We start from the raw sequence: 25,982 nt of genomic DNA, 5'->3' as shown, positions 1-25,982 counted from the left end.
CCCTCGCCGCTACCCCGTCCTCCCCTGCCGTGCCGGCCACCAGACACGGTCCCCGAGAATCCGGGTCAGCGCCGGCACCAGGAACGAGCGGACCAGGAACGTGTCGATCAGCACACCCAGCGAGATGATCACCGCGAGCTGCACCAGGAACTGGATCGGAATGACCAGCAACGCCGCGAACGTCGCCGCCAGCACGATGCCCGCACTGGTGATCACCCCGCCCGTACTGACCAGTCCACGTCGTACCCCGTCCGCGGTCCCGTGCACCATGGACTCCTCCCGGACCCTGGTCATCAGGAAGATGTTGTAGTCGATCGCCAGCGCCACCAGGAACACGAAGGCGTACAACGGCACCGACGGGTCGGAGCCACTCGACCCGACGAGTGCGAAGACCGCCGCACCGATGCCCAGTGCCGTCCCGAAACTGAGCACCGTCGTCGCCAACAGGACCAGCGGTGCGACCACCGAGCGCAGCAGCAGCGCCAGCATCACCGTGATCACCAGCAGCACCACCGGGATGATGACCGCCCGGTCGGCGACGGACGTCTCCTTGGTGTCCAGTTCGGTGGCCGTGGTCCCGCCGACCAGTGCGCCGAGGTCACCGACCTCGGCCCGGATCTCGCGGACGGTGTCCTCGGCGGCATCGGAGTACGGCGAATCCGCGAGCGTGACCTCCAGCAACGCCTGCCCGTCCACCACCGACGGGCCACGTCCTGCGCCGTCCCCGACTGACTGGACACCGTCGAGTGCTGCGATCGCCGTGTCGACGGCGTCCCGGTTCTCCTCGGGGACGAGGACGTACGTCGGGGCTCCGGCACCGGCCGGGAAGTGCCGGTCGAGGGTGTCCTGACCGTCGCGGGCGTCGCTCTGCCCGATCACGTAGTCACTGGTGGGGACCCCGTCGGCGTCGAGGGTGGCCAGCCCGGCACAACCGGCGAGGAGCAGGAGCACCACACCGACGGCGATGCGTCGGGGTGCACGCGCGACCAGGTCGGCGACACGGTCCCAGACCCCGCCCGGCGCCGGCGCTTCCGCGGTTCCGGTGGTTTCCGCAGCCTCGGTGGATTCCTCAGCGGGACTGGGGACGCGCGGCCAGAAGACCCTCCTGCCCAGCAGCGCCAGCACCGCGGGGAGGAACGTCAGCGAGGTGAGGAACGCCGCGACGATACCCACCGCCGCGACCGGCCCCAGCCCGGCGTTCGACGCCAGGTCCGACAGCAGCAGGCACAGCAGTCCGGCGATCACCGTGGCCGCCGACGCCAGGACGGGTTGCCAGGTGCCCCGCAGCGCCGCCACCGTCGCCGCCCAAGACGTCCCGTGCCGGCCGAGCTCCTCACGGAACCGCGCGGTGTAGAGCAGGCCGTAGTCCGTGGCCGCGCCGATGACCAGGATGAACAGGATGCCCTGGATCTGCCCGTTGATCATCACCACCCCGGAGCCCGCCAACGCCACGTTGACCAGCACCGCGGCACACAGGGCGATCATCGACCCCAGCAATACGATCAGCGGCAGGAACGGTGACCGGTACACCAGCACGAGGATCACCAGCACCGCGGCGACCGCCACCAGCAGCAGCAGACCGTCGATCCCGGCGAACGCCTCCGACAGGTCCGCGCTGAACCCCGCGGGGCCGGTGACCTGGGCCTGCAGTCCGCCCGGGAGCGCCGACGCGAGTTCGGCCCGCAGCGCGTCGACGGCGTCCGCCGGCGCGGCCGACTCCGGCGGGACGACGATGACCTGCACCGCCTCCCCGTCCTCCGACGGCAGTGGCGGGCTCGCCTCCGTACCGGACGTCCCGGTCGCCCCGTCGACGGCGGCCGAGAGCTTCCCCGGCAGGTCCCCCAGGTCACTCAACACGGCCGGGTCGAGCGTCCGGCCGTCGGTGTCGCCGCCCTCGGCGGTGACCACGACGATCGCCGGGGCCGACCCGGAGTCCTGGAAGTCCTCCAGCCGGGCACTGACCTTCGTCGATTCAGCGGATTCCGGCAGGAAGGAGGACTGGTCGTTGGTGGCGACCTCACTGATCTCGCCGAACTTCGGCCCGCCCACCGCGGCGACCCCCAGCCACAGCAGGATGAGCAGGGCGGGGAGCACGCGCCTCCGGAACGACCGGGAACGGGTGGGTGGGGCGTCCGGCATGGTGCACTCTCTTCGGTCGGGGACTCGGATCCCCTAAGAATGCCAGAGTCCGCCCGTCATAATTCGGTACACGAAAACGCCCGAGGTGCAGTCAGGTTCCGCTGTGCACCCTCAGCAACGCCTCGAACCCACCGGCGGTGTCACCGGTGACGCCGGTACCGTCCGTGCCGGTCATGCCGGTCACACCTTCTACCCCTGCCCCGACGACAGGTTCCGTCCGCAGTTCGGCCGCCAGCTCCGCCCCGGCGCGGGCGACGCGGGCCTGCAGGTCCCCGGATTCGCTGGAGTCCCCGTACTCCCCGGTGGCGACGAACACCCCGGTGGGCAGCACGGTGGCCTGCAGGAACGACAGGAGAGGACGCATCGCGTAGTCCAGCACCATGGAATGACGCAGCGTGCCGGCGGTGGCGACCAGGGTCACCGGGGTGCCACGCAGCGCGTGCTTGTCGAGGGTGTCGAAGAACATCTTGAACAGCCCCGCGTAACTGCCCTGGAACACCGGGGTCGCGGCGACCAACGCATCGGCGCGTCCGACCAGCAGCCGGGCGTCCTCGAGGGCCGGCGTCGGGATCATGGTGGTCATGAACGTCGCCAGGTCACCGGCCAACGCCCGCAGGTCGAGCACGCTGACCTCCAGGGACTCCCCGGTGGCCGCCATCCCGTGTTCCGCGGCGTAGGCGACCCGGGTGGCGATGTCACGGGTGGTCGACGGGTTGCTCAGACCCGCGTTGACCACGACGAGCTGACGGGTACTGCGGTCGGTCACTGCAGGCTCCTCTCCTTGGCGGGTTCGATGTGGTGGATCGGGTGGTCGGTTCCCGCGGCCACGAGGGACGCGTGGGTCGGCGGGCCGCTGGGGACGTGCGCGGGGCGACGGGCCTCCAACTCGCGCCGGAGCACCGGCACAACCTCGGTGCCCAGAATCTCGATCTGCTCCAGCACCACCTCGCGGGGCAGTCCGGCGTGGTCGACCAGGAACATCTGCCGCTGGTAGTCGCCGACGGCGTCGGCGTACCCGAGATAGCGGTCGATGACCTGGTCCACCGTCCCGACGGTCAGGGGTGTCATCCGGGTGAAGTCCTCCATGCTCGGCCCGTGCCCGTAGACCGGCGCGTTGTCGAAGTAGGGCCGGAAGAAGTCCTTGGCCTTCTGCTCCGTGTCGCCGATGAACACCTGCCCGCCGAGACCCACGATCGCCTGGTCGGCGGCGCCGTGGCCGTAGTGCTCGAACCGTTGCCGGTAGGTGTTCACCATGGAGGCGGTGTGCTCGATGTTCCAGAAGATGTGGTTGTGGAAGAACCCGTCGCCGTAGTACGCGGCCTGTTCGGCGATCTCCGGGGAGCGGATCGACCCGTGCCACACGAACGGCGGGGTGTCGTCCAGCGGCCGGGGCATGGACGTGAAGTTCTGCAGCGGGGTGCGGAACTCGCCCTTCCAGGAGACGTCCCGGCTGCGCCACAGCGTCCGCAGCAGGTGGTAGTTCTCCACCGCCAGCGGGATGCCCTTGCGGATGTCCTTGCCGAACCAGGGGTACACCGGTCCGGTGTTGCCGCGTCCCATCATCAGGTCCATCCGGCCACCGGTGAGGTGCTGGGCGTAGGCGTAGTCCTCCGCCAGGCGCACCGGGTCGTTGGTGGTGATCAGTGTGGTGGCGGTGGAGAACCGGATCGTCTCCGTCTGGGCGGCCAGGTGCGCCATCAGGATGGGCGGGTTGGCCGGGGCGACGAAGGGAGGGTTGTGGTGCTCGCCGGTGGCGAAGACGTCCAGGCCGACCTCCTCGGCCTTGCGGGCGTACTCCACCGTCGCCGAGATCCGCTCATGCTCGGTGGGGACCTGTCCGGTCGTGGGGTCGGGGGTGAGGTCACCGATGGTGAAGATTCCGAAGTCCATGACCCCATGATCCACCCAAAGTAGATGACATGTCAACTACTTTCGGCGGCCCCATGCCCGCACCACCCGGTGCACGACCTCGATCAGCACGGCGCCACCGGCGCCGACGGCCAACCCGAGCGTCGTCAACGACGGGTCCCCCGGCTCCAGCAGCACGAGTTCCCGCAGGAAGGGGACGGTGAACAGCACCACGTACCCGGCCACGCACCCGGCCAGCAGCAGGAGTTTCCACCACACCAGAGGACGCGCCACGATCCCCAGCACCCACAGCCCCATCACGATCAACGCCAGCAGGACCGCGGTACCGGCCTGGGCCCGTTCGAGCCCGGGGGCGTCCGCGCCGGGGTACACCACGAGCCACATCGTGACGGCGATGCCGCCGATGAGCACCCCCGACGGCACCGCCAACGACAGCACCCGGTGCAGGAACCCGTCACGTGGACGCTCGTTGTTGGGCGCCAACGCCAGGATGAAGGCGGGGATGCCGATGGTGAACCAGCCGGTGATCGTCACGTGGATCGGCTGGAACGGGAACGAGATCCCGGAGACCGCCACCACCAGGGCCAGCACCACCGAGTAGACCGTCTTGGTCAGGAAGAGGTTCGCGACCCGCTCGATGTTGCCGATGACCCGGCGGCCCTCCCCCACAACCTTCGGCAGGGCGGAGAAGCGGTTGGTCAGCAGGACGAGCTGCGCCACGCTCCGGGTCGCCGGAGCACCGGCACCCATGGCCACCCCGATGTCGGCCTTCTTGAGCGCGAGGACGTCGTTGACCCCGTCACCGGTCATCGCGACGGTCCGGCCCGCCCGGTGCAGGGACTCCACCATCTGCCGCTTCTGCTCGGGGCGCACCCGCCCGAAGACGTTGGCCCGGGCGACCTCGGCGTCGAAGTCCGGCTCCGGCAGCCCGTCCAGGGTGCGGGCGTCCACGGCGACGAGTTCGCGGTCCGTCGCCCCACGGGCCACGGCCGCCACGGAGTCCGGGTTGTCGCCGGAGATGATCTTGAGGTCGACCCGCTGCGCATCGAAGAAGTCCAGCGTCTCCCGCGCATCGGGACGCAGCTGCTGGCCGAGTGTGACGAGCACCGGCTCCTCGAGCGACGGGGCGTCGGCCATGCCGTCCCCGCCGTCCGGACCCGCCAGCGTGCCGTCGACACGTCCGAACGCCAGCACCCGCAGGCCCCGTTCACCGAACGCCGCCGCCGTCTCGCGCGCGGCCGCCGTGTCGCGACCGTCGGCGAGCAGGACGTCCGGGGCGCCGAGGATCCAGGCGTGCCCGTCGCACTGCACGCCGGAGTACTTCCACCGGGAGTTGAAGGGGATCTCGGTACCGTCGAGCGGCGCAGGCGCGTCGCTGGCGGCGAGGATCGCCTCGGACGTGGCGTTCCGGTCCTCCTGGGTGGCCACCAGCCTGCCCAGCATCTCCCGCACCTCGGCGGGCACCGGTGCCCCGTCGGCGGTGTAGACCCCGTCCAGCCCCATCTCGTTGGTGGTCAGGGTGCCGGTCTTGTCGGTGCACACCGTGTCGACCCGGGCGAGCCCCTCGATCGCGACGAGCTCGTTGACCAACGCCTTGTACTTCCCCAACCGCACCACACCGGCGGCGAAGGCGATGGAGGTCATCAGCACGAGGCCCTCGGGGACCATCGGGACGATCGCCGCGGCCATCGACAGGATGGATTCGCGCAGTCCGGTCCCCGACCGCACCAGCTGCGTCCAGATCGTGAGCACACCGGTGGGGATCAGCAGCCACGTGATGACGCGCAGGATGCTGTTGATCCCGCTCATCAGCACCGAGTCGGTGAGCGAGAACTCGCTGGCCTCCGCGGCCAGACGTGCGGCGTAGGCGTCGTCGCCCACCTTCACGGCACGGAAGACCGCCGTCCCGCCGGTGACGAAGGAGCCCGAGAGCACCTCGTCCCCGATCCCCTTCGTCACCGGGTCCGGCTCACCGGTGAGCTGGGACTCGTCGACGGCGAAACCGGACTCCGCGACCAGCAGCAACGTGCCGTCGACCACGATCTCGTCGCCGGACCGCAGCACGATGAGGTCGTCGACCACGACCTCCGACTGGTGGACGGTGATCCGCTCCCCGTCACGCAGGACAGTCGGCCGGGTCTCCCCGACGATGCGCAGGTTCGCCAGGGTCCGTTTGGCCCGCAGCTCCTGGACCACACCGACCGCCGAGTTGGCGATGATCAGCAACCCGAAGGCGGCGTTGATCCAGGATCCGGTGGACAGGACGATCACGCACATCACGCCCAGGATCGCGTTGACCCGGGTGAACACGTTCGCCCGGACGATCTGCCCTACACTGCGCCCGGTACCCCGGGTGACCGTGTTCGTCAGCCCCTGCGCCACCCGCCGGGAGACCTCGGCCCCGGTGAGACCGGTGAGCGGCACCTGTGTGGCCCGGTCCATCGTCGGCTACCTCCCCTCGAAGACGGGCGGTCGTTTCTCCTCACGTGCCCGGCGCGCCTCCGCGGCGTCCCCGCTGAGCCAGCAGGCGCCGCCGAGCCGGTCGATCTCCGCGGCGAGGGCCTCGTCGGGGTCCGGGTTGTTCATCGCCATCTTGAAGTACTGCATGGACATCGGGGCCTGCCGGGACATCGTGCGGGCGAGCTCCAGGGCGTCCTCCGGGGGGCCGCCCAGCACGGCGAACCCGTTGGCCACGGCGGCGCTCTGGCCGACCTGGGCACCGGCGATCAGGACGTTGCGCGCCAGGGACCCGCCCAGCAGTTCCACCGTCCGACGGACCGTCCACCGGTCCAGGCTGAACCCGTGGTGCACCGCCGGTATCCACACACGCGCCTTCGGCCCCATCACCCGCACGTCGCAGGCGAGGAGGAGCTGACAGCCCGCACCGACGGCGGGGCCCTGCACGTCGGCGACCACCGGGACCGGCGCCTCGGTGATCGCCAGGATCATCCGCTCGATGGCGCTGAAGAAACCGGTGGCGTACGCCCCTCCCTTGAGGTTGGCGCCCGCGCAGAAGGCGGGGCCCTCGGCGCGGAGGAGGATGACACGCACCGGGTCGTCGTCGGCGACGAGGGCCTCGACGGCGTCGGCGACGGCGGTACACAACTCCGCGTCGATCGCGTTGCGCCGGTCCGGACGGGTGAGCGTGACCACGCCCACGGCAGGCGCTACCCCGTCCCGCGTCACCCGGATCCCCGCGTCGGGCGGTGTCTGCTGTCCGTCTGCCATTCCCTCATCTACCTCTCACCGTCGCACCGGTCGTCCGGTTCTTCTCCGGTGCCCCATTGTGCTCCCATTGTCCTCCACAGTGCGGACGGCGGCCGGAGGACACCGCAAATGAGGGGTACCCGGCCCTACTCCGTGACGTCGTCCGGGAGGCCGAACGCCGCCTCACGCGGGTCGGCCCCGACGCGCCCCGCGGCGGCCGGGTCGTCGTCCAACGCGGTGATCCGGGCGATCTGTTCGTCGGTGAGCTCGAAGCCGTCGACGTCGAGGTTCTGCCGGACGCGCTCCGGATTCCGGGAACGGGGGAAGACCACGATGCCCTGCTGCAGGTGCCACCGCACGATCACCTGGGCGGGGTGCACCCCGTGGGCCTCGGCGATCGCGGTGATCACTGGGTGCTCGAGCAGTCCCCGCCCCAGCGGCGACCAGGCCTCGGTCACGATGCCGCGCCGGGCGTCGTCCGCCCGTTGCGCGGCCTGGGAAAACCCGGGGTGCAGCTCGATCTGGTTGACCGCCGGGACGACGCCGGTGGCGTCGATGATCTCGTCGAGCACCTCCGGGTAGAAGTTCGAGACACCGATGGACGTCGCCTTGCCCTGCGCGCGGGCGTCGATGAGGGCCCGCCACGCCTCCACGTAGCGCCCGTAGGACGGGACGGGCCAGTGGATCAGCCAGAGGTCGACGTGGTCGAGACCGAGGTTCGCCAGCGAGGTGTCGATCGCCTCGGCGGCCTTGCCCGGTGCCTGGTCGGCGTTCCACAGCTTCGTGGTGACGTAGAGGTCCTCGCGGGTGACCTCCCCGTCGGCGACGGCGTCCGCGATGGCGCGGCCCACCTCGCTCTCGTTGCCGTAGGCGGCGGCGGTGTCGATGTGGCGTGCCCCGGCGGTGATCGCCGCGCGGGTCGACGAGTAGGCGTCCTCCGGGGAGAGTTCCCAGACACCGAGCCCGAGCTGGGGGATCTCGTGTCCGTCGTTGAGGGTGACTGTCACCTGGGTCTGTCTCGTAGCTGTCATGCCGACCAGCGTAGGCGTCCGGCCGCGCTCGTGCACTGAGTGGACAAGGTTGACAGATCATTGGGTTTATACAACACTTTGTGGCATGTCCCCGAAAAAGAAACCGGCGCTCCCGATCCACAACCGGATCCGGGTCCTCCGTGCGGAACGGGACATGTCACGCACCGACCTGGCCACCCTCGTCGACGTGAACCCGCAGACGGTGGGGGCGCTCGAACGGGGCGACCACTCCCCCAGTCTCGATCTCGCCTTCCGGATCTGCGAGGTCTTCACCCTGCCGGTCGAAGCTGTCTTCAGCAGGACCGAGTTCGGGCCGATGTCCACCGAGATCTACCGGAAGGAACAGTGATGCAGCGATGAGCACCGACAACGCCGTCGCCACCTGGGCTGAACGACGCACGGAACGCAAGGCGGAGCGCTGGGCCGCCCGGGCGGAAGACATGTCGACCCGTCTGCCGACCTGGAGGACCGAACGCCGCGTGCGGCTCCTGATCAGGATCTACTGCTGGTCCCTGGTGGCAGGCCTGGCCACCGCCGTCACCCAGGTCTTCTGGACCCCGGCCCTGTTTGCCTGGGTGCCGTTCACCCTGGCCCTCTGCGTGAGCTGGACAATGCTGCGCACCGTGATCAACACCCGCGACGCCGCGCCGGAGACCGAACTCGACGAATACGAGTCGAGGATCCTGCGGACGTGGCAGGTCGCCGCTTACGGCTGGACCACGGCGATCCTCTTCACCGTCAGCATGTTCATGATCTTCGTGGCGGTCATCGCCCCGGACAGCCTTGACCGGTGGGTGTACACCGCCGGTCTCCTGTGCGTCCTCGGCATGCTGTCCGCCACGGCAGTCCCCACCATCGCCTACGCCACGACCTTCGGTCCCGTTCCCCCGCCAAACAACTAGTCTGGCACCCACCACCCTCAACCACGAGGAGAACCTCATGCCCACCCTCGAGCTCGACCGTCTCAACAAGACCTTCGGGAGCGGAGACTCCGCCGTCCGCGCCCTGACCGACATGAGCTTCACCGTGCACACCGGCGAGATCTACGGATTCGTCGGGTCCAACGGCGCCGGGAAGTCGACGGCCATGCGCATCGCACTCGGTGTCCTGGCCTCCGACTCCGGGGAAGCCAGGGTCGACGGCACACCCGTCGACGACGACATCCGGCGCACCATCGGGTACATGCCCGAGGAGCGTGGCCTCTACGACAAGGAGCGCATCGCCGACCAGCTCATCTTCTTCGGCCGGCTGCACGGAATGACGAAGCAGTCCGCGACCTCCGCCACCACCGACCTCCTCGACCAGCTCGGGCTCGCCGACCGCGCCGAGGCCAAACTCCAGGAGCTCTCCCTGGGCAACCAGCAGCGCGTCCAGTTGGCCGCCTCCCTCGTCCACCAGCCTGACCTGCTCATCCTCGACGAGCCCTTCAGCGGCCTCGACCCCGTCGCCGTCTCCGTGATGAGCGACATGCTGCTGTCCAAGGCTGCCGAGGGCGTGCCGGTGCTCTTCTCGTCCCACCAGCTGGACCTGGTGCAGCGGCTCTGCCACCGGGTGGGCATCATCACCAAGGGCCAGATGAAGGCGGAGGGGACCGTCGACGAGCTGCGCAACCGCGGCCCCGTCCTCTACGAGGTCGACACCACCGCCCGCGACTGGTACCCGGCGGGCACCCGCGTGGTCGAAGACGACGGGAACTCCGTGGTCCTCGACGCCGGCGACGTCCCCGACCAGCAGATCCTGCACGCAGCACTCGACGCCGGCACCGTCCACGGGTTCACCCGCCGCGTCCCCGACCTGACCGATCTTTTCAAGGAGGTCGTCTCCTCATGAGTACGCGAACAACGTCCGGCTACTCCCGTGCCCGCGCGATCGGCACCGTCACCGGCCGCGAGATCCAGGTCGCGATGAAGAACAAGGGCATCATCGCGACGTTCATCATCGTCATCGTCGTGGTCGTCGGAGGAATCTTCGTCCTCAACTACTTCAACGACCGGGACTCCGGGAACCCCTCGCTCGCCGTCTCCGGCGCCGAGGCCACGGTGGTCTCCGAGATCGCCGGCGACGGCGTCGACGTCAGCAGCGTCGACGACCGGGACGCCGCGGTGACGGCCGTCGAGGACGGCAAGGACGCCGCGCTCGTCCGCACCGACGACGGCTTCGAGCTCCTCAGCGACGGCACCCCCGACGCGGCGCTGTCCGCCGCCGCCCAGGCCGTGGCGGCCACCCTCGCCCAGAACGACGCACTGTCCGCCGTCGGCGTGGAGCCGGCGGAGTTCGCCGCCGCACTGCCCGACGCCACGGTGACCCCGGTCGACCTGTCCGCCGACGCAGACGAGGACAACACCGCCGCCGTGGTGACCACCATGCTCGGCACCATGGTCGTCCTCACCTTCATCATGACCTTCGCCGGCAACGTCGGCGGACGCGTCACCGAGGAGAAGTCCTCCCGCGTGGTCGAGATCATCCTGGCGACCATCCGTCCGATCGACCTGCTCGTCGGCAAGGTACTGGCCATGGCGGTCATCGGTTTCATCGGCACCGTCCTGATCCTCGGTGCCGCGATGGCGGCACTCCGCGCGACAGGCATGCTCGAGGACGTCCGGATCGACGCCGCGACATTACCGGTGCTCCTCGTCGCCTTCATCCTGGGCATGCTCTTCTTCAGCGCCCTCTACGCCGCGGCAGGCTCCATGGTGAGCAAGGCGGAGGACCTGGCCAGCACGCAGATGCCCGTGATGCTGCTCTTCTTCGCGGTGATGTACCCGCCGATCTTCGGGTGGAGTGCACCGGACTCCACGGTGATGCAGGTGCTCTCGTGGGTGCCGCCGGTCTCCCTCGGTGTCGCCCCGATGCGCTACGCCTCCGGCGACATGTCCCTCGGCCTGCTCGTCGCGTCCTACGCCCTGCTCGCCCTGACCACCCTCCTGGTCCTGCTGGTGGTCGCCCGCATCTACCGCGGCTCGATCCTCAACAACGGCAGGAAGCTGACCTGGCTGCGCGCCATCAAGACCGGTTAACGTCCGGGGAGGCCCCCTCCTCCGGGTGTTCACCACGGTGAAACAGGGCGGAAACGCCCCACCCGTTCACTGGGGACCATGATTGACACCGTTCCCGCCACCACCGTCGACGAACTCAACAGGATGTCCCCCGACCGGGTCGCCACCATGGTCGGCGACCTGCTCTACTCTCCCCCGCTCGGCGCCGCCATCGCCGCAGCCGCCCCCTTCCGCAGCCTCGAGCACCTGCTCGACGCCGCCCACCGCGAACTGCTGCGACTCCCGCGCGTCGAGATCCTCGCCAGCATCCAGGCCCACCCCGTCCTGGGGCAGAAAACGCCGGACGCGTACTCCCGCGAGGAACAGTCGTTCATCCTCGACTCCCCTCCCGAGGTCCTCGCCGAGATCGCCGAACTGGTGGACCGCTACGAGGAACGCTTCCACCACAAGTTCCTCGTCTGCGCCCAGGGCATCGGCGGACACGAGGTCCTGCTGCTCCTGCGCCGACGTCTCGACAACCCCACGGTCACGGAATGGGAGACCACCGTGCGCGAACTCGGCAGGGTCAACGTCCTGCGGTTACGCACGGTGGTCCGCTAACTGTCCGGAACGTACCGGGTCACACGAGGCTGACCACACCGTAGACCGCGAGCACGAGCCCGAAGGCCACGGCCGCCTCGATGGTCTGCTGGACGGTCCACACCCGCAGCGTGGTCTTCACGTCCATGTTCAGCAGGCGGCCGACCAACCAGAACCCGGAGTCGTTCACGTGGCTGGCGATCACGGAACCCGCGGCGAGCGCCATGACGACACAGGCGACCTGGACCGCGGACATGTCGCTGTTCATCACCCCGTCCGCCACGAGTGCGGCGGCGGTCGTCAGTGCCACGGTCGCGGAGCCCTGGGCCACACGGATCGCGGCGGCGATCAGGAAGGCCGCGAAGATCAGCGGGATACCGACGGACTCGAGGGACCCGGCGATGGCGTCGCCGATCCCCGTGGCGCGCAGGACGCCACCGAACATCCCGCCGGCACCGGTGATCAGGATCACCGAACAGACCGGTCCGAGGGCACCGTCGACCGTCTTCTCGATCGCGGTACCGCTCTTGCCCCGCCGGAAACCGAGCGCGAGGATCGTCACCAGCACGGCGATGAGCAGGGCGACCGGGGTCTGGCCGAAGACCTGCAGCGCCTGCACCCAGCCGGCGTCGGCGTCCACGGCGCCGACCGAACCGAGTGCGTCGAGGCCGGTGTTCAGGAGGATCAGCAGCAACGGCAGCACCAGCAGGAACACGATGAGTCCGGCGCTCGGGGGCTGCTCGACGTCCTCCTCCTCGCCGACCATCTTCGCGAACACTGCGTCAGGGACGTCGATACGCTGCCGTTTCGCCGCGAAACCACCCCAGAGGTGGCCGGAGATGAACCAGATCGGGAACGCCAGTACCAGGCCGAGGAGCATCACGATACCAAGGTTCGCCCCGACGAACTCCGTTGCCGCGACCGGCCCCGGGTGCGGCGGCAGGAACACGTGCATCACGGACAGCGCGGCCGCCACGGGGATACCGACAGCCAGCAGGTTCAGTCCGAGGCGACGTCCGACGGCGTAGATGATCGGCACCATCAGCACGAAGGCAGCGTCCATGAAGATCGGGAAACCGACGAACAGGGACGCCACACCGAGGGCGAACGGGGCCCGGTGCTCACCGAAGATCCGGATCATCGTGTCGGCCAGTGCCTTCGCACCACCAGAGGTCTCGACGAGGGCGCCGAGCATCGCGCCGATCGCGACAAGCAGGGCGACGTTGCCGAGTGTCCCGCCGAAGCTGTCGACCATCGTGTCGACCAGGTGCGCCGCGGGGATACCGGCGGCGATCGCGGTCAACAGGCTCACGATGGTCAGGGAGAGGAACGCATGGAGCTTGAACTTCATGACCATGAGAAGGAGCAGGGCCACGGCGATCACCGCGAGCCCGATGAGCCCTCCGGGGCCGAGCCAGCTCTCCCAGCCGGTCTCTTCGATCCACTGCACTGCGGGGTCCTTCCGTCGTCGGGGTAGAGGGAGGTGTCAGGGGCGCGGCACAGGCCCCGGGCGGCCCCGGGCGGCCCCGGGCGGCACAGGCGGCCCCGGGCCGACGGTCCCCCTGTGCGCCGCGCCCCGTACTAGCGGGCGTCGACCAGGTCGATGATGAAGACCAGGGTCCGGCCGGCCAGCGGGTTGCCCGCGCCGGCGGGGCCGTAGGCCAGCTCCGGCGGGATGGTCAGCTTACGGCGCCCGTTGACCTTCATCCCCGGGATCCCGTCCTGCCACCCCTGGATCAGGCCGGTGAGGGGGAACTCGATGGTCTGTCCACGGTCCCAGGAGGAGTCGAACTCCTGCCCGGACTCGTAGTCGACCCCGACGTAGTGCACCTCGACCATGCCGCCGGGCACTGCTTCGGCGCCGTCGCCGACGGTGATGTCCTCGATCACCAGTTCAGAGGGTGCGGGGCCGGCCTGGGGCTCGATGGTGGGCTTGCTCATGGGTGGACTCCTGAATATTCGAGGGCAGACTAACCGTCTCAGATTACCAGTCTCCCGGCGGCGGCCCCGATACGCCGCGAGCCCGGCCCCTGCGGTGAGGCAGGAGCCGGGCTCGGGTGGTGTCCGGTGACGGAACGGAGGCGGTGGCCGCCGTCCTAGCGCTTGTCGCGCGGGACGAAGGCGCGGTGGCTGGCACCGGTGTAGATCTGGCGCGGACGGTTGATCTTCGCCGTCGGCTCGTTGATCTGCTCCAGGTAGTGGGCAATCCAGCCCGGCAGGCGGCCCATGGCGAACAGGACGGTGAAGAAGTCCGTCGGGAAGCCCATGGCGCGGTAGATCAGGCCGGTGTAGAAGTCGACGTTCGGGTACAGCTTGCGGGAGATGAAGTAGTCGTCGTTGAGGGCGATCTCCTCCAGCTTCATCGCGAGGTCCAGCAGGTTGTCGCCGCCGAGGTGCTCGAGGATCTCGTGTGCGGACTCCTTGACGATGGCCGCACGCGGATCGTAGTTCTTGTACACGCGGTGACCGAAGCCCATGAGCTTGACGCCCGGCTCCTTGTTCTTCACGCGGTTCATGAAGTCGGTCGCGTCGTCACCGTTGGCGTGGATCTCCTCCAGCATCTCCAGGACAGCCTGGTTGGCGCCGCCGTGCAGCGGGCCGGAGAGGGCGTTCACGCCTGCGGCGATGGACGAGTAGATGTTGGCGTGCGAGGAGCCGACCATGCGCACGGTCGAGGTGGAGCAGTTCTGCTCGTGGTCGGCGTGCAGGATGAGCAGCTTGTCCAGTGCCTTGGACAGCACCGGGTCGACCTCGTACTCCTCGGTCGGGTAACCGAACATGTTGCGCAGGAAGTTCTCCCGGGCGTTCAGCTTGTTGTCCGGGTACATGTAGGGCTTGCCCTTGGACGCGCGGTACGCGTAGGCCGCCAACATGGGTACCTTCGCCATCAGGCGGTAGGTGTTCTTGGCCTGGAAGTCCTTGTTCAGCGGGTCCAGCTCGTCCTCGTAGTAGGTCGCGAGGATGTTGACCGAGGACGCGAGGACGTTCATCGGGTGAGCGTCACGCGGGAAGATCTTGAACTGGCTCTTGAAGTCCTCGTCCAGCAGCGTGTGGCGCCGGATGTTGGCGTTGAAGTTCTCCAGCTCCTCGTCGTTCGGCAGTTCGCCGTTGATGAGGAGGTAGCTGACCTCGTTGAAGGTGGCGTTGTTCGCCAGGTCGGCGATGTCGTAACCGCGGTACCGCAGGATCCCTTCGCCACCGTCGATGTAGGTGATCTCGGAGAGGGTGGAACCTGTGTTCACGTAGCCGGGGTCAACGGTGGTCAGGCCGGTTTCGGCGAGCAGCTTGCCCAGCGCGAACCCGGAGTTTCCTTCGTTGGCCTTGACGATCGGCATTTCGTATTCGCCACCGGGGTAGTGGAGAACGGCCTTGTCCTGGTTGTCGGAAGCCATTGACAGCCCTTTCGTTTATTCAGGTACTTCGATGCTTTCGGTTGTGTCCCCTGCGCCGGAGATCACCGGCCCGGGCCCAGCCTCGAGCCGAGCGGCCCGGCGTGAGTAATGCTCATGCTGCGGACCGTGGACGATCGTGGGATAGGACACACTGTACCCAATGCCTCGCGCACAGACACAGTAGGCCCGTACTGTATCCCCGTTCGCCACCCCCGGTCCATCCCGGAGTGTGGGACGTCCGGTTCCACGAAATGGCGCGACCGGCTAGGCTGGCGACGTTCCCTTACGACCCGTGCTTGGAAGACCAGGAAGAGACCAGAAAGCCTGTCATGAGCGACCAGTTCCCCACCCTGCCCGAGAATCTCCTGCCCGCCGACGGACGGTTCGGTTGCGGTCCGTCGAAGGTCCGCCAGGACCAGATCGACGCCATCGTCGCCGGTGGCCGCGACATCATCGGCACCTCCCACCGTCAGCCGGCCGTGAAGAACCTCGTCGGATCCGTCCGGGAGGGCCTGTCCACCCTCTTCAACCTGCCTGAGGGTTACGAGATCATCACCTCCCTGGGTGGCGCCACCGCGTTCTGGGACTCCGCGTCATTCGGGCTGGTCCGCAACCGGTCCGCGCACCTCACCTACGGTGAGTTCTCCGGCAAGTTCGCCACCGTGTCGAAGAAGGCACCGTGGCTGGACGCCCCCGAGGTCTTCGCCTCCGAGCCCGGCACCGCCCCCTCCCCCAGCCAGCTCGACGGTGTGGACGCCGACCTCGTCGGCTGGGCCCACAACGAGACCTCCACCGGCGCGATGGTCCAGGTCACCCGCCCCGCCACGGACGCCCTCGTCGCCATCGACGCCACCTCCGGCGCCGGCGGGCTCCCCGTGGACATCGCCGAGACCGACGTCTACTACTTCTCCCCCCAGAAGTGCTTCGCCTCGGACGGTGGCCTGTGGTTCGCCGCCTTCTCCCCGGCCGCCCTGGAGCGCGTCGAGGAGATCGCCGCCACCGACCGCTACATCCCGGCGTTCCTGGACCTGAAGACCGCGGTGGACAACTCCCGCAAGAACCAGACCTACAACACTCCCGCCGTCAGCACCCTGCTGATGATGGACGCCCAGGTGAAGTGGATGAACGCCAACGGCGGGCTGGACGGCATGGTCGCACGCACCTCCGAGTCGTCCTCCATCCTGTACTCCTGGGCCGAGGCCCGCCCGGAGGCCTCCCCCTTCGTCGCCGAACCGTCCAGCCGGTCGCTCGTGGTCGGCACCATCGACTTCGACGAGTCCGTGGACGCCGACGTCATCGCGAAGACCCTGCGCGCCAACGGTGTCCTCGACACCGAGCCGTACCGGAAGCTGGGACGCAACCAGCTGCGCATCGGCATGTTCCCGGCGATCGACCCGGAGGACGTGCGCACCCTCACCGCGGCGATCGACCACATCCTCGACTCCGGTGTCGCGGCCAGGTAACCGCCCCCCCGCGCCTGACTCACCCCCGGAAGCTCACCGTCTCCCGGGGGTTTCTGCGCTACTGTGGCGGAAAACACCCAGTGGATGGAGGTCCCACCGATGCAGGAACTGCGGTTCGTCAAAGACGACAGCGACCGGGCGTCCCTCGTTCTCCGTGTGGCCACCGACGGCGGTGACCACACCGACGAGACCGACGACACCGACGTCGCCGAGTTCTTCCTGCCGGTCACCGACGAGCTGACCGAGTTCCTCGGCATCGCCGCCGCCACGTCCCCGGATACTGCGGACACCCCGGACACCCCCGATACCGCGGACACCCCGGACAGCGCCGACGAGACCTCCACCGACGGCACCCCCACCGCGGAGGCCACCCCCGTGCCTGAACCGGCGGCCGTCCCGACGCGGGAGCGCATCCACCTGCGTCCCAAGGAGATCCAGGACCGCATCCGGCACGGTGACACCGTGGAGCAGATCGTGGCGGACACCGGTATGGAGGACCGCCGGGTCCGCCCGTTCGCAGTGCCCATCGCGATGGAGCGTAACCGCATCGCCGAGATGGCCCGGGACGCCCACCCCGTCCGCGCGGACGGCCCCACCGACAGCCCGCTGCGCGAGGTGCTCGCCGGTGCCTTCGCCGCCCGCGGGGAGAGCCTGCGCGCCGCGGAGTGGTCTGCGGCGATGGACTCCTCGGACCACTGGGTCATCTCGGTGAGCTGGACGAAGGGCAACCGCGAGGGTGCCTCCCGGTTCGTCGCGGACTTCCGGTTCGTCCCCGGCGAGGACGGGCCGGCGACCGCGGAGCCGGTAAACTCCGTGGCCTCGGACCTGATCGACCCCCGGTTCGAGCGTCCCGTGCGCACCGTCTCACCGGTGATCCCGTCCAGCCGGCGCGACGACATCGCCGACTCCGACCAGGCGGACGACGCCCCGGGCGCCTGGTACCCCGACGACGGTACGACGGGCGACCGGGTCGGCGGAACCTCCCTGGACGCCCGCCGCGGCGCCGACGCCACCCGTCCGGACAACGCGCCGGTGGACCCGGACGCCGATCCGACGGCGGACGCCCCGGTCGACCTCTTCGGGCGCCGGAACCACCCGTCCGGCGGCGACGGTGAGGCCGACGGCGGCGACTCACCCCGGCGACGGAAGAAGGCCGTGACCCCGCATTGGGAGGACGTTCTGCTCGGGGTGCGGACGAACCCGAAGGCCAACGGCCGGAACAAGAAGAAGTAGGCCGCCGTGGGCTCCCCTGACACCGTCGTGACCCTCTGGTTCGCCACCGCCGCCGTCCCACGGGACGTGCTCACCGCCGAACCGACCCCGGACCGTGGGTTCGCCCGCAAGTACCTCGCCCAGCTGGGCGTCCGCCTGGAGGCGGTGGAGAAGGGGGCGTCGACGGCCTTCGGCGACTTCTCCTCCCCCACGCACATCGGCGACTTCGACATGAACCGGTCCGCTCCCCCGGGGCGCCGGGAGTTCTACATCGGCGGGTACCCCGGGTTGTCGATCGTGCAGACGGTCCTTCCCGACGCGGGCCTGCTGTCCGAGGTCCCGCTGCCCCTGCGGGACCTCATCGCCGCCGCGGACATCTACGTGACCTGCCGCACTCCCGACGACCCGGACGGGCTCGGCGGTTTCGCCCACTGGTCGGGTGGCGTGCTCAAACGCTGCTTCACCGCCACGCGCGACAAGATCCTCGAGGACACCGGCCTGCCCGAACCCTTCGAGGCCCCGTTCTGGGAGGGCAACGTGGAGTCGTCGGGGATCCAGCTGCCGTTCCGCCCCGGGGAGTTCGCGGCCGCGGCGGAGGAGTACTGGCTGGGGTTCCGTGTGGAGCGCGAGGGCATCGACATCCCGGTGTGTGCCTTCGCCCTCGACGGGCGTGCCACCGCGTGGTCCGGACGGCGGGCGCCGGAGCCGGAGACCGGTCCGGCGGCCCACCGGCCGGTGCATCCTGCCGCACCGAACACCCCCGGCTACGACGACTACGCCGACGGCAAGGAGTCGAGCATCAGGGCCACCTCCGATCTGCTCAAGGGTGCCGCACTGTCCGCGGTGACCGGGGTGGGCCACGGTGTGCGGGGCGGGGTGCGGCTGCTCCAGACCGGCTCCCGACGCATCGGCGACGAGGTCCGGCGCCGCGCACGCAACGCCGGTCGCTGACCCCGCGTCCGACAATCGCACCCCATAACGACCTTATGACAGCAAAACTCCAGGTCAGTTTCTCATTAGCGTCCTAAGGGGTGCGATGACCGACGCCGTCACCGGCTCGCCGACCAGCCACCCCGTCCCTCAGAACTGCGCGGCGTAGAACCCGATCGCCGCCGACGTCGCCACGTTCAGCGAGTCCGTCCCCGGGGCCATGGGGATCTTCGCCCGCACGTCCGCCGCACGCATCGCGTGTTCGGTCAGTCCGGGCCCCTCGGCCCCGACCATCACCGCCACCTTGTCGGCACCGGCGACCGCCTCCGCCAGGGTCCGGTCCGTGTTCGGCGTCATCGCCACCACCCGGTACCCGCGGGCCTGCAGGTCGGCGAGACCACGCTGCCAGGTGGTGGGCCGCGCACCGACGTGGGCGAAGGGCGTCCGCAGCACGTGCCCCATCGACACCCGCACCACCCGTCGGTACAGCGGGTCGGCGCATCCCGCCCCCAGCAGGACGGCACCGACGCCGAGGCCGGCGGCGTTGCGGAACAGTGCACCGATGTTCTCGTGGTCGCCGACGCCCTCCAGCACGGCGATCACCCGGTTGTCGGGGCCGAGCCCGTCCAGCACCTCCTGCGTCGACGGTTCCTCCACCCGGTCGGCGGTGGCCACCAGGCCCCGGTGCATGTCGAATCCGGCGACCTCGGCGAGCACCTCCCGGGTGACCTCGTACAACGGCACACCGTCCAGACCGCGTGCCACGTCCGGGTCGCCCGCCGCCACGTCCCGGAGCTGCTCGAGCCGGTGGGCGAAGCCGACGACACAGCGCACCGGGAACCGGGACGCCGCCAGCCGCGGCACCACCAGGTTGCCCTCGGCGACCACGAGGCCTTTCCCGCCGGGCAGGTCGGGACGTCTGTCGGAGGAGTTCAGGTCACGGACGTCGTCCAGCCGCGGGTCCGCCGGGTCGGTGACGGGCACGGGGTCCTGCATGTGTGTCACCCGACCGCGTCCATGATCGGGTCGATCGCGAAGTAGACCACGAAGAGGGCCGCGACCAGGTACATCAGCCAGTGCAGGGTTTTCCCGCGTCCGGTCACCAGCGCCATGACCGCGTAGGCGATGAAGCCGATGCCGATGCCGTTGGCGATGGAGTAGGTGTACGGCATGATCACGATCGTCAGGAACGCCGGCAGGGCGATCTCGAACCGGGAGAAGTCGATCTCGGTGATCTGGCCCATCATCATGGCGCCGACGACGACCAGCACGGGTGCGGCGGCCTCGATCGGCACCACGGAGTACAGGGGTGTCAGGAACATGGCGGCGAGGAAGATCAGGCCGGTGACCACGTTGGCCAGGCCGGTGCGTGCACCGTCGCCGATGCCGGCGGCGGAGTCCACGAACACGGTGTTGGACGAGGCCGACACGGAACCGCCGACCGCGGCACCCGCGCCCTCGACGATCAGCGCGGTGCGCAGGTTCGGCAGGTTCCCCTGCTCGTCGACGAGCCGGGCCTGTTTACCCAGTGCGGTCATGGTGCCCATCGCGTCGAAGAAGTTCGCCAGCACCAGGGTGAACACCAGCAGGCAGGCGGACAGGGCGCCGACCTTCGCGAAGGCGCCGAAGACGTCCACCGCGCCGACGAGGCTGAGGTCCGGGACCGAGCCCAGGGAGTCGGGGATCTCCGGGGTGGCCATCTGCCAGCCCTTGCCGTCACCGAAGTCGCCGGTGAACGCCTGGACGACCATGGCGAAGACGGTGGTGACGATGATGCCGATGAACAGCCCGCCGCGCACCTTCTTCGCCACCAGGATCCCGCAGACGACGAGGCCGAGCACGAAGGTGGCCGTCGGCCAGGAGGCGATGGAGCCGTCGATGCCCAGCGAGACCGGCACCGTGGTCCCGGCGGCGTCGGGGACCCGTCGGACGAACCCGGAGTCCACCACCCCGACCAGGGCGATGAACAGGCCGATGCCGACGCCGATCGCCGCCTTGAGCGACGGCGGGATCGCGTTGAAGACCGCCTCGCGGAAACCGGTGACCGCGAGGATCACGATGATCACGCCGTCGATCACCACCAGGCCCATCGCCTGCGGCCAGGTCAGTCCCTCGGTGGCGACGAAGGTGACGGCGACCAGGGTGTTGATGCCCAGACCGGCGGCGATGCCGAACGGGTACTTCGCGAAGACGCCGAAGGCGATGGTCATCACCCCGGCCGCCAGGGCCGTCACCGCCGCGACGCGCGAGGTGCCCAGGACGTCGCCGTTGCTGTCCTCGACCGTGCCCAGGATCAGGGGGTTGAGGATGATGATGTAGGCCATCGCGAAGAAGGTCACGACGCCGGCACGGACCTCGGTGCCGACCGTCGAACGACGTGCCGTGATGTGGAAGTACCGGTCAAGGGCCCCGGTGGCTGGTGCGGCGGTCTTCTCGCCGGTGGATTCTGACATAACTAGTAAGAATCGCACCAGGCAGGCCTGCGTGCAAGCGGTGTGGCAGCATGGAGCACATGACCTCTCGCGTTCAGTCTGCGCCGCGTGGCGCGGCCACGGTGTCCCTCCTGACCACCGCCGTACTGGCGGTCACGGTGGCCGGGTGTTCCGCCGCGGACGAGGCCGAGCCCGTGCCGGACGTCCCGGTGCTCACCGCCGAGGTGCTCGCCGAGCACCCCTTCGACTCCTCTGCGTTCACCCAGGGCCTCGAGGTCATGCCGGAGGGTGACCTGCTGGTGTCGACCGGGCTGAACGGCGAGTCCCGGATCTTCCGGGCCCCCGTCGACGACGTGACGTCCCCGTCGGTCGACGTGGACCTCGACGAGCGGTACTTCGGTGAGGGGGCGACGCTGCACGGCGACACCGTCTGGCAGTTGACGTGGAAGTCCGGCGTGGCCTTCGCCCGCGACGCCGGGACCCTGGACGTGACCGGGACGGCCTCCTACGAGGGGCAGGGCTGGGGGCTGTGTTCCGACGGGGACCGCCTGGTCATGTCGGACGGCTCCCCCACCCTGACGTTCCGGGACCCCGCCACCTTCGAGGCGACCGGCAGCGTGGAGGTCACGCTCGACGGCGAACCCGTCGAGGAGGTCAACGAGCTGGAGTGCACCGGCACCGACGACGACCGTGAGGTGTGGGCGAATGTGTGGCACTCCGACCGGATCCTGCGGATCGACCCGGCCACCGGCGAGGTGACCGGCGTCGTCGACCTGGACCTGCCCGCCGGGGACGAGGACGGTGCCGACGTCCTCAACGGCATCGCCGCGACCGGGACCGACGGGCGCTTCCTCGTGACCGGGAAGCTGTGGGACACCCTCTACGAGGTGGAGTTCCGTGAGGACTGACGGCGTGATGGCCCGGTCCGCCAACCGGGTCTGGGGCCTGATGGGTGCCGACGGCGCCCGCGAGTCCGGGCTGACGGCGCTGATGTACACCTCCATCGCGAACTTCGCGGTGGACGCCGTCCTGGCGGTGTCCCTCGCCGGCACCCTGTTCTTCTCCGCCGCCGAGGCGGAGTCCCGGACCTCGGTCGCCGCCTACCTGCTGGTGACGATCGCCCCCTTCGCCCTGCTCGCGCCGCTGATCGGCCCGGCGCTGGACAGGATCCGCACCGGCCGACGGTTCGCCCTGTCGCTGACCTTCGCCGGACGGGTGATCCTCGCGGCGGTGCTGCTGCAGAACTTCGGTTCCTGGATGCTGTACCCCGCGGCCCTGGGCATGCTGGTGCTCAGCAAGTCCTACGGGGTGCTGAAGTCGTCGGTCACCCCACGCGTCGCCCCGGCGGAGCTGGACCTGGTGCGGGCGAATGCGCGCCTCACGATCGCCGGACACATCGGCGGCTCCCTGGTGGCCGGTGGTCTCGCCGCGGCGATCGCCTACCTCATCGACCCGCAGGCCGCCCTGTGGCTGCTCATGGTCGTGGCCCTGTCCGGGATCTACGGGTGCGCCCTGATCCCCTCGAGCGCCGAACGCGGCAGCGACGAGGTCACGGTGAGCCCGTTCATCCCGGACGAGCCCCCGGTGGACACCGCGACCCGTCGGGGTGCGGCCGCCGGCACCGTGGTGTCACGGTGGCGCCGCTCAATCAGGGTGCGGTTCCCGGACGCGGCGCGCACGTGTATGTGGGCGACGGCCCTGCAGCGGTGCGGGACCGGGTTCATGACGATCTACATCGCCTTCGTCGCCAAGTCCTCGGCCCACCTGGCCGCGTTCGACCAGCTCACGATGCTCGCGGCAGTCGGTGCCGCCGGCGGCGTCGGCACGTTCGCCGGCAACGCCCTGGGTTCCCGGATCCGGTTCGCCCGCCCCCAGGCCGCCGTCCTGGTCCTGGGTGCGGTGTCACTGGGGGCCGTGGCGTGTGCCGCCGTGTGGGACGGGACGGTCACCGCCGCCGTGGCCACCGCCGTGCTGTCTCTGGGCAGTGCGATGTCGAAGGTGTGTCTGGATGCGGCGATCCAGTCCGGGCTCGCCCCCTCGGCGCAGGCGTCGGCGTTCGGCATCTCCGAGACGTCGCTGCAGCTGTCGTGGGTGTTCGGCGGCACTTTGGGGATCCTGCTTCCCCCTGAGCTCACCGTGGGTATGGCTGTCCTGGGGCTGGTCGGTACAGTGATGTACGTCAATGTCATCGCCGCGGCGCGTGGTGTCGGTCTGGGAGCCCTGATCGGTCGGGCGAGGAGTTCCCGGTGAGCAGGTAGACGGTCCCGACCCCCGTGGACAGGAGTTCCCCACCGAATGAGCACCGAGAAGCAGACGAAGAAGGCGCGGCGCAAGGCCGCCCAGCGTAGGCAGTACATGATGTTCGGGGCGATCGTGCTCCTGGTCGTGGTCGTGGCCGGCGCGGTGCTGGGGTACCAGCGCTGGAGCCAGAACCGTCCCGGTCCGGACCCGCAGGACCTGCGGGTCACGGTCACCGACGCCTCCGGCGAGGAGACCGAGTACGCGCCCTTCTCCGTCTGCCAGCGGTTCACCGGCGACTGCGAGGAATCGGAACAGCAGCCGGTGGAGATCGGGCCGGACGACGAGATCACCCTGTCGGTGCCCGAGGAGGTCAGCAGCCAGGACTGGTCGCTGCTGCAGATCTACGACGATCCGGCGGCGAACTCCGAGAACACCTGGGCCGCCGGTGAGCGCACGGAGGTCACCGTCCGCGGTTCCGCGGAAACTGGGGACGGCGGGGACGGCGCCCGGCTCAGCGTGGTGGAGGTCCACGCCCTGGTCCTCGGTGAGGATGACGGCGAGGAGGTGCCCTACGGCGTGGTGTGGGCGTTCGGTACCGGCGTCGAGTCGGCCCCTGCCGGGGACACCGGGGAGTGACCCGGGCGGCGGCCCGCCGCCCGCCGGTCAGCTGTCGAGTTCGCGGGCGATGGTCCGCAGGATCTCGGCGACCTGGCGTCCTTCCTTCCGGTCGGGACGCCGTCCCGCCTCAAGGCTGGGCTGCACGCGGGACTCCAGCAGGGTCACGGTGTCCTGGACCAGCTCGTGGAGCTTGTCGGGACTGTACTTGTGGTTCCGTGCCCCCTTCTGCGGGGCCGAGGGCGGCCCGTCGTCCAGCACGCTGACACGCATGGCCTGCGGACCCTTCCGCGCTTCGGCAAAGTCGTATTCGAGCCGCTGTCCCTTGTGCAGTTCGGTGACACCGTCGGGCAGGACCTGCGACCCGACGTAGACGTCCTCGCCCCCGGGGTTGGACACGAAGCCGAATCCCCGGTCCGGGTCGTACCACTTCACTCTTCCGGTCGGCATGATTGTCGCCCTGTCCTTTCTCTACGTACCACTACGTATGTGTTGCTCGTGTTGTTGCTGTTGTTCACAGCCGGGGAACACGCCAGTCTACCCGCGGCCGCGCGCGGGCCAACATCCCCGCCGTAGGCGCCGATGTGACGAAGGTCACAACAGAATAATAACGGTTCGATAACGTTCGAGACACGGAACGGTAACACACAGGGCAACGGCGGTTTTCACCCTTTCCACGACCTGGCTCACATTCTGCCTTCCGGAGCACAATGCGGCCTGAACAGCCACGAATCCGACGGATCAGCGTGACTCAATCGTGACAAACCGTTACTGTCAGACCCCAGCAATGAACACCGCGGTGACCCACGGGACCCGATCACCGCACCACCGACTCCGAAAGGAATCACCCCACATGGGACGACACACCATCCGTAACAGCAGCTTCAGCACCAAGCGCCTCGCCGTCGCCGGCATGGCCACCCTGGCACTCGGTGCCGTCGCCGCTCCGGCAGCCAACGCCGCCCCCGACTCCGACTGGGACCGTCTCGCACAGTGCGAGTCCGGTGGCAACTGGCAGATCAACACCGGCAACGGATACCAGGGTGGACTGCAGTTCTCCCCGAGCACCTGGAGCGGCCACGGCGGTGGCGAGTTCGCACCGTCCGCCGACCAGGCCTCCCGCGAAGAGCAGATCGTTGTCGCCGAGCGCGTCCTCGCCGCACAGGGCTGGGGCGCATGGCCGTCCTGCTCTGCCCAGCTGGGCCTGAACTCCGCCGCCGAGCAGCGCTCCGCCCCGGGCGCCCCCGCCGCGGACAACTACGCCGCCAACCCGCAGGCCGCGGCCGCCGACCTGAGCAGCCAGAACGACGCCCTCGCCATCGACGGCGTGTGGGAGAAGGTCACCGAGGCCTTCGCCGCCAACGGCATCGAGGTCCCGGCCCAGCTGGAGGCCCTCTACAAGGACAACCGCGCCGCCCTCAACGACCACTACACCGCCGGTGTCAAGCAGGCCGAGTCCGCCGCCGACCAGTACAAGGCACTCGCCGCCAACCTCGCCTGATCCAGCCAGGTGAGCCGCGTCCCCGCCCCTGCGGGACGCGCGCACCCCGCGCCCCTCTGAGGCGCGACATCCGGGTCCCACCCACGAAAAGATCGTCGCCCGGGCTGTTCTTCCTCGTCATCGGAAGGAAACAGCCCGGGCGACGACCTTTTGTCGTACCGTCCGGCCCTCGGCTAGCGGTTGATCACCGTGTACGGGTGCACGTACGGAAGCTTCTCCGCGGGCACCGGGATGTCGACGTCCCCGAACGGGCTCAACGCCCCGGCGTCGTCGGCCACGAGCTCGGTGACCGCGTGCTTACCTTCGGGCAGGTTCTGCGGCCAGCCCGGATCAACGTAGTGCTTCTTCTTTGCGTCAGCCATGGGGTCAATCATT

General features: G+C 69.3%; 25 protein-coding genes. 12 read left to right on the top strand and 13 right to left on the bottom strand.

The features are described 5' to 3' along the window. Positions 1–9: 9 nt before the first annotated feature. The 6 genes from MUN33_RS01325 to MUN33_RS01300 form a co-directional block, all read right to left on the bottom strand. A complete protein-coding gene (locus MUN33_RS01325; protein ID WP_244803114.1) occupies positions 10–2,139 on the bottom strand; it encodes an MMPL family transporter in 2,130 nt (709 codons plus the stop codon). A gap of 91 nt (positions 2,140–2,230) precedes the next feature. Next, positions 2,231–2,905 (bottom strand): CE1759 family FMN reductase, encoded by a 675-nt coding sequence (locus MUN33_RS01320; RefSeq protein WP_244803113.1) that lies wholly within the window; start codon positions 2,903–2,905, stop codon positions 2,231–2,233. Further along, entirely contained in the window at positions 2,902–4,029 is a 1,128-nt protein-coding gene (locus tag MUN33_RS01315) for an LLM class flavin-dependent oxidoreductase (RefSeq protein ID WP_244803112.1), read from the bottom strand. The genes MUN33_RS01320 and MUN33_RS01315 overlap by 4 nt, the downstream gene beginning before the upstream one ends. Before the next feature lie 36 nt (positions 4,030–4,065). Continuing rightward, positions 4,066–6,450 (bottom strand): HAD-IC family P-type ATPase, encoded by a 2,385-nt coding sequence (locus tag MUN33_RS01310; protein ID WP_244803111.1) that lies wholly within the window; start codon positions 6,448–6,450, stop codon positions 4,066–4,068. Positions 6,451–6,456: 6 nt separating this feature from the next. Further along, positions 6,457–7,236 (bottom strand): enoyl-CoA hydratase, encoded by a 780-nt coding sequence (locus MUN33_RS01305; RefSeq protein ID WP_244803110.1) that lies wholly within the window; start codon positions 7,234–7,236, stop codon positions 6,457–6,459. Positions 7,237–7,361: 125 nt separating this feature from the next. Further along, on the bottom strand, positions 7,362–8,246 hold the full coding sequence (locus MUN33_RS01300; protein WP_244803109.1) for an aldo/keto reductase: 885 nt from the start codon (positions 8,244–8,246) through the stop codon (positions 7,362–7,364). An 85-nt stretch (positions 8,247–8,331) separates the two neighbouring features. Here MUN33_RS01300 and MUN33_RS01295 point away from each other — a divergent pair, with 85 nt between their 5' ends. The 5 genes from MUN33_RS01295 (at position 8,332) to MUN33_RS01275 (ending at position 11,842) form a co-directional block, all read left to right on the top strand. Then, positions 8,332–8,595 (top strand): helix-turn-helix transcriptional regulator, encoded by a 264-nt coding sequence (locus MUN33_RS01295; protein WP_244803108.1) that lies wholly within the window; start codon positions 8,332–8,334, stop codon positions 8,593–8,595. A gap of 7 nt (positions 8,596–8,602) precedes the next feature. Continuing rightward, complete coding sequence (locus MUN33_RS01290; protein WP_244803107.1) at positions 8,603–9,148, top strand: hypothetical protein; 546 nt, start codon at positions 8,603–8,605, stop codon at positions 9,146–9,148. A 37-nt stretch (positions 9,149–9,185) separates the two neighbouring features. After that, positions 9,186–10,076 carry an ABC transporter ATP-binding protein gene (locus MUN33_RS01285; protein ID WP_244803106.1) on the top strand — a complete coding sequence of 297 codons (891 nt, stop codon included), beginning with the start codon at positions 9,186–9,188 and terminating at the stop codon, positions 10,074–10,076. Further along, positions 10,073–11,263: an ABC transporter permease gene (locus MUN33_RS01280; protein WP_244803105.1), complete on the top strand. Its 1,191-nt coding sequence runs from the start codon at positions 10,073–10,075 to the stop codon at positions 11,261–11,263. The genes MUN33_RS01285 and MUN33_RS01280 overlap by 4 nt, the downstream gene beginning before the upstream one ends. 78 nt (positions 11,264–11,341) lie before the next feature. Beyond that, positions 11,342–11,842, top strand: a complete 501-nt coding sequence (locus tag MUN33_RS01275) for a 2-oxo-4-hydroxy-4-carboxy-5-ureidoimidazoline decarboxylase (RefSeq protein WP_244803104.1) — start codon at positions 11,342–11,344, stop codon at positions 11,840–11,842. Positions 11,843–11,861: 19 nt separating this feature from the next. Here MUN33_RS01275 and MUN33_RS01270 read toward each other — a convergent pair whose 3' ends face one another. From MUN33_RS01270 to MUN33_RS01260, 3 genes are all read right to left on the bottom strand, one after another. Next, positions 11,862–13,271, bottom strand: coding sequence for a GntP family permease (locus MUN33_RS01270; protein WP_244803103.1), 1,410 nt, complete (start codon positions 13,269–13,271; stop codon positions 11,862–11,864). Positions 13,272–13,402: 131 nt separating this feature from the next. After that, positions 13,403–13,762: an FKBP-type peptidyl-prolyl cis-trans isomerase gene (locus tag MUN33_RS01265; protein WP_244803102.1), complete on the bottom strand. Its 360-nt coding sequence runs from the start codon at positions 13,760–13,762 to the stop codon at positions 13,403–13,405. Positions 13,763–13,917: 155 nt separating this feature from the next. Continuing rightward, on the bottom strand, positions 13,918–15,213 hold the full coding sequence (locus MUN33_RS01260) for a citrate synthase (RefSeq protein WP_244803101.1): 1,296 nt from the start codon (positions 15,211–15,213) through the stop codon (positions 13,918–13,920). A 329-nt stretch (positions 15,214–15,542) separates the two neighbouring features. Between MUN33_RS01260 and serC the strand changes: the two genes are divergently transcribed. The 3 genes from serC (at position 15,543) to MUN33_RS01245 (ending at position 18,839) form a co-directional block, all read left to right on the top strand. Further along, positions 15,543–16,676, top strand: coding sequence for a phosphoserine transaminase (gene serC / locus MUN33_RS01255; RefSeq protein WP_244803100.1), 1,134 nt, complete (start codon positions 15,543–15,545; stop codon positions 16,674–16,676). Positions 16,677–16,775: 99 nt separating this feature from the next. Then, positions 16,776–17,909, top strand: coding sequence for a septation protein SepH (gene sepH, locus MUN33_RS01250; RefSeq protein WP_244803099.1), 1,134 nt, complete (start codon positions 16,776–16,778; stop codon positions 17,907–17,909). Positions 17,910–17,915: 6 nt separating this feature from the next. Then, on the top strand, positions 17,916–18,839 hold the full coding sequence (locus MUN33_RS01245; protein WP_244803098.1) for a DUF6928 family protein: 924 nt from the start codon (positions 17,916–17,918) through the stop codon (positions 18,837–18,839). Between the two features lie 129 nt (positions 18,840–18,968). On the opposite strand, the gene MUN33_RS01240 is transcribed toward MUN33_RS01245, so the two are convergent. Next, positions 18,969–19,814, bottom strand: a complete 846-nt coding sequence (locus tag MUN33_RS01240) for a TrmH family RNA methyltransferase (protein WP_244803097.1) — start codon at positions 19,812–19,814, stop codon at positions 18,969–18,971. A 5-nt stretch (positions 19,815–19,819) separates the two neighbouring features. Beyond that, the gene (locus tag MUN33_RS01235) at positions 19,820–21,271 is read right to left on the bottom strand and encodes an NCS2 family permease (RefSeq protein WP_244803096.1); all 1,452 of its coding nucleotides are present in this window, start codon (positions 21,269–21,271) and stop codon (positions 19,820–19,822) included. 50 nt (positions 21,272–21,321) lie between these two features. Here MUN33_RS01235 and MUN33_RS01230 point away from each other — a divergent pair, with 50 nt between their 5' ends. Genes MUN33_RS01230 through MUN33_RS01220 form a run of 3 tightly spaced genes read left to right on the top strand, consistent with a single transcriptional unit; the run spans position 21,322 to position 24,127 of the window. After that, positions 21,322–22,158 (top strand): glutaminyl-peptide cyclotransferase, encoded by an 837-nt coding sequence (locus tag MUN33_RS01230; RefSeq protein ID WP_244803095.1) that lies wholly within the window; start codon positions 21,322–21,324, stop codon positions 22,156–22,158. Beyond that, entirely contained in the window at positions 22,148–23,500 is a 1,353-nt protein-coding gene (locus tag MUN33_RS01225) for an MFS transporter (RefSeq protein WP_244803094.1), read from the top strand. Before MUN33_RS01230 ends, MUN33_RS01225 begins: the two co-directional genes overlap by 11 nt. Before the next feature lie 45 nt (positions 23,501–23,545). Further along, a complete protein-coding gene (locus tag MUN33_RS01220) occupies positions 23,546–24,127 on the top strand; it encodes a DUF2771 domain-containing protein (RefSeq protein WP_244803093.1) in 582 nt (193 codons plus the stop codon). Between the two features lie 27 nt (positions 24,128–24,154). Here the strand turns inward: MUN33_RS01220 and MUN33_RS01215 are convergent, their stop codons facing one another. Further along, the gene (locus tag MUN33_RS01215; protein ID WP_244803092.1) at positions 24,155–24,556 is read right to left on the bottom strand and encodes a cold-shock protein; all 402 of its coding nucleotides are present in this window, start codon (positions 24,554–24,556) and stop codon (positions 24,155–24,157) included. A 403-nt stretch (positions 24,557–24,959) separates the two neighbouring features. Between MUN33_RS01215 and MUN33_RS01210 the strand changes: the two genes are divergently transcribed. Beyond that, entirely contained in the window at positions 24,960–25,607 is a 648-nt protein-coding gene (locus tag MUN33_RS01210; RefSeq protein ID WP_244803091.1) for a resuscitation-promoting factor Rpf1 domain-containing protein, read from the top strand. Between the two features lie 173 nt (positions 25,608–25,780). On the opposite strand, the gene MUN33_RS01205 is transcribed toward MUN33_RS01210, so the two are convergent. Then, positions 25,781–25,969: a hypothetical protein gene (locus MUN33_RS01205; RefSeq protein WP_244803090.1), complete on the bottom strand. Its 189-nt coding sequence runs from the start codon at positions 25,967–25,969 to the stop codon at positions 25,781–25,783. Between the last annotated feature and the right edge of the window lie 13 nt (positions 25,970–25,982).

Origin of the sequence: Corynebacterium kalidii (assembly GCF_022869005.1) — a bacterium.
Lineage (GTDB): Bacteria > Actinomycetota > Actinomycetes > Mycobacteriales > Mycobacteriaceae > Corynebacterium > Corynebacterium kalidii.
The sequence above is the reverse complement of the archived record's forward strand: the minus strand, read 5'-3'. Positions and strand labels throughout refer to the sequence as shown.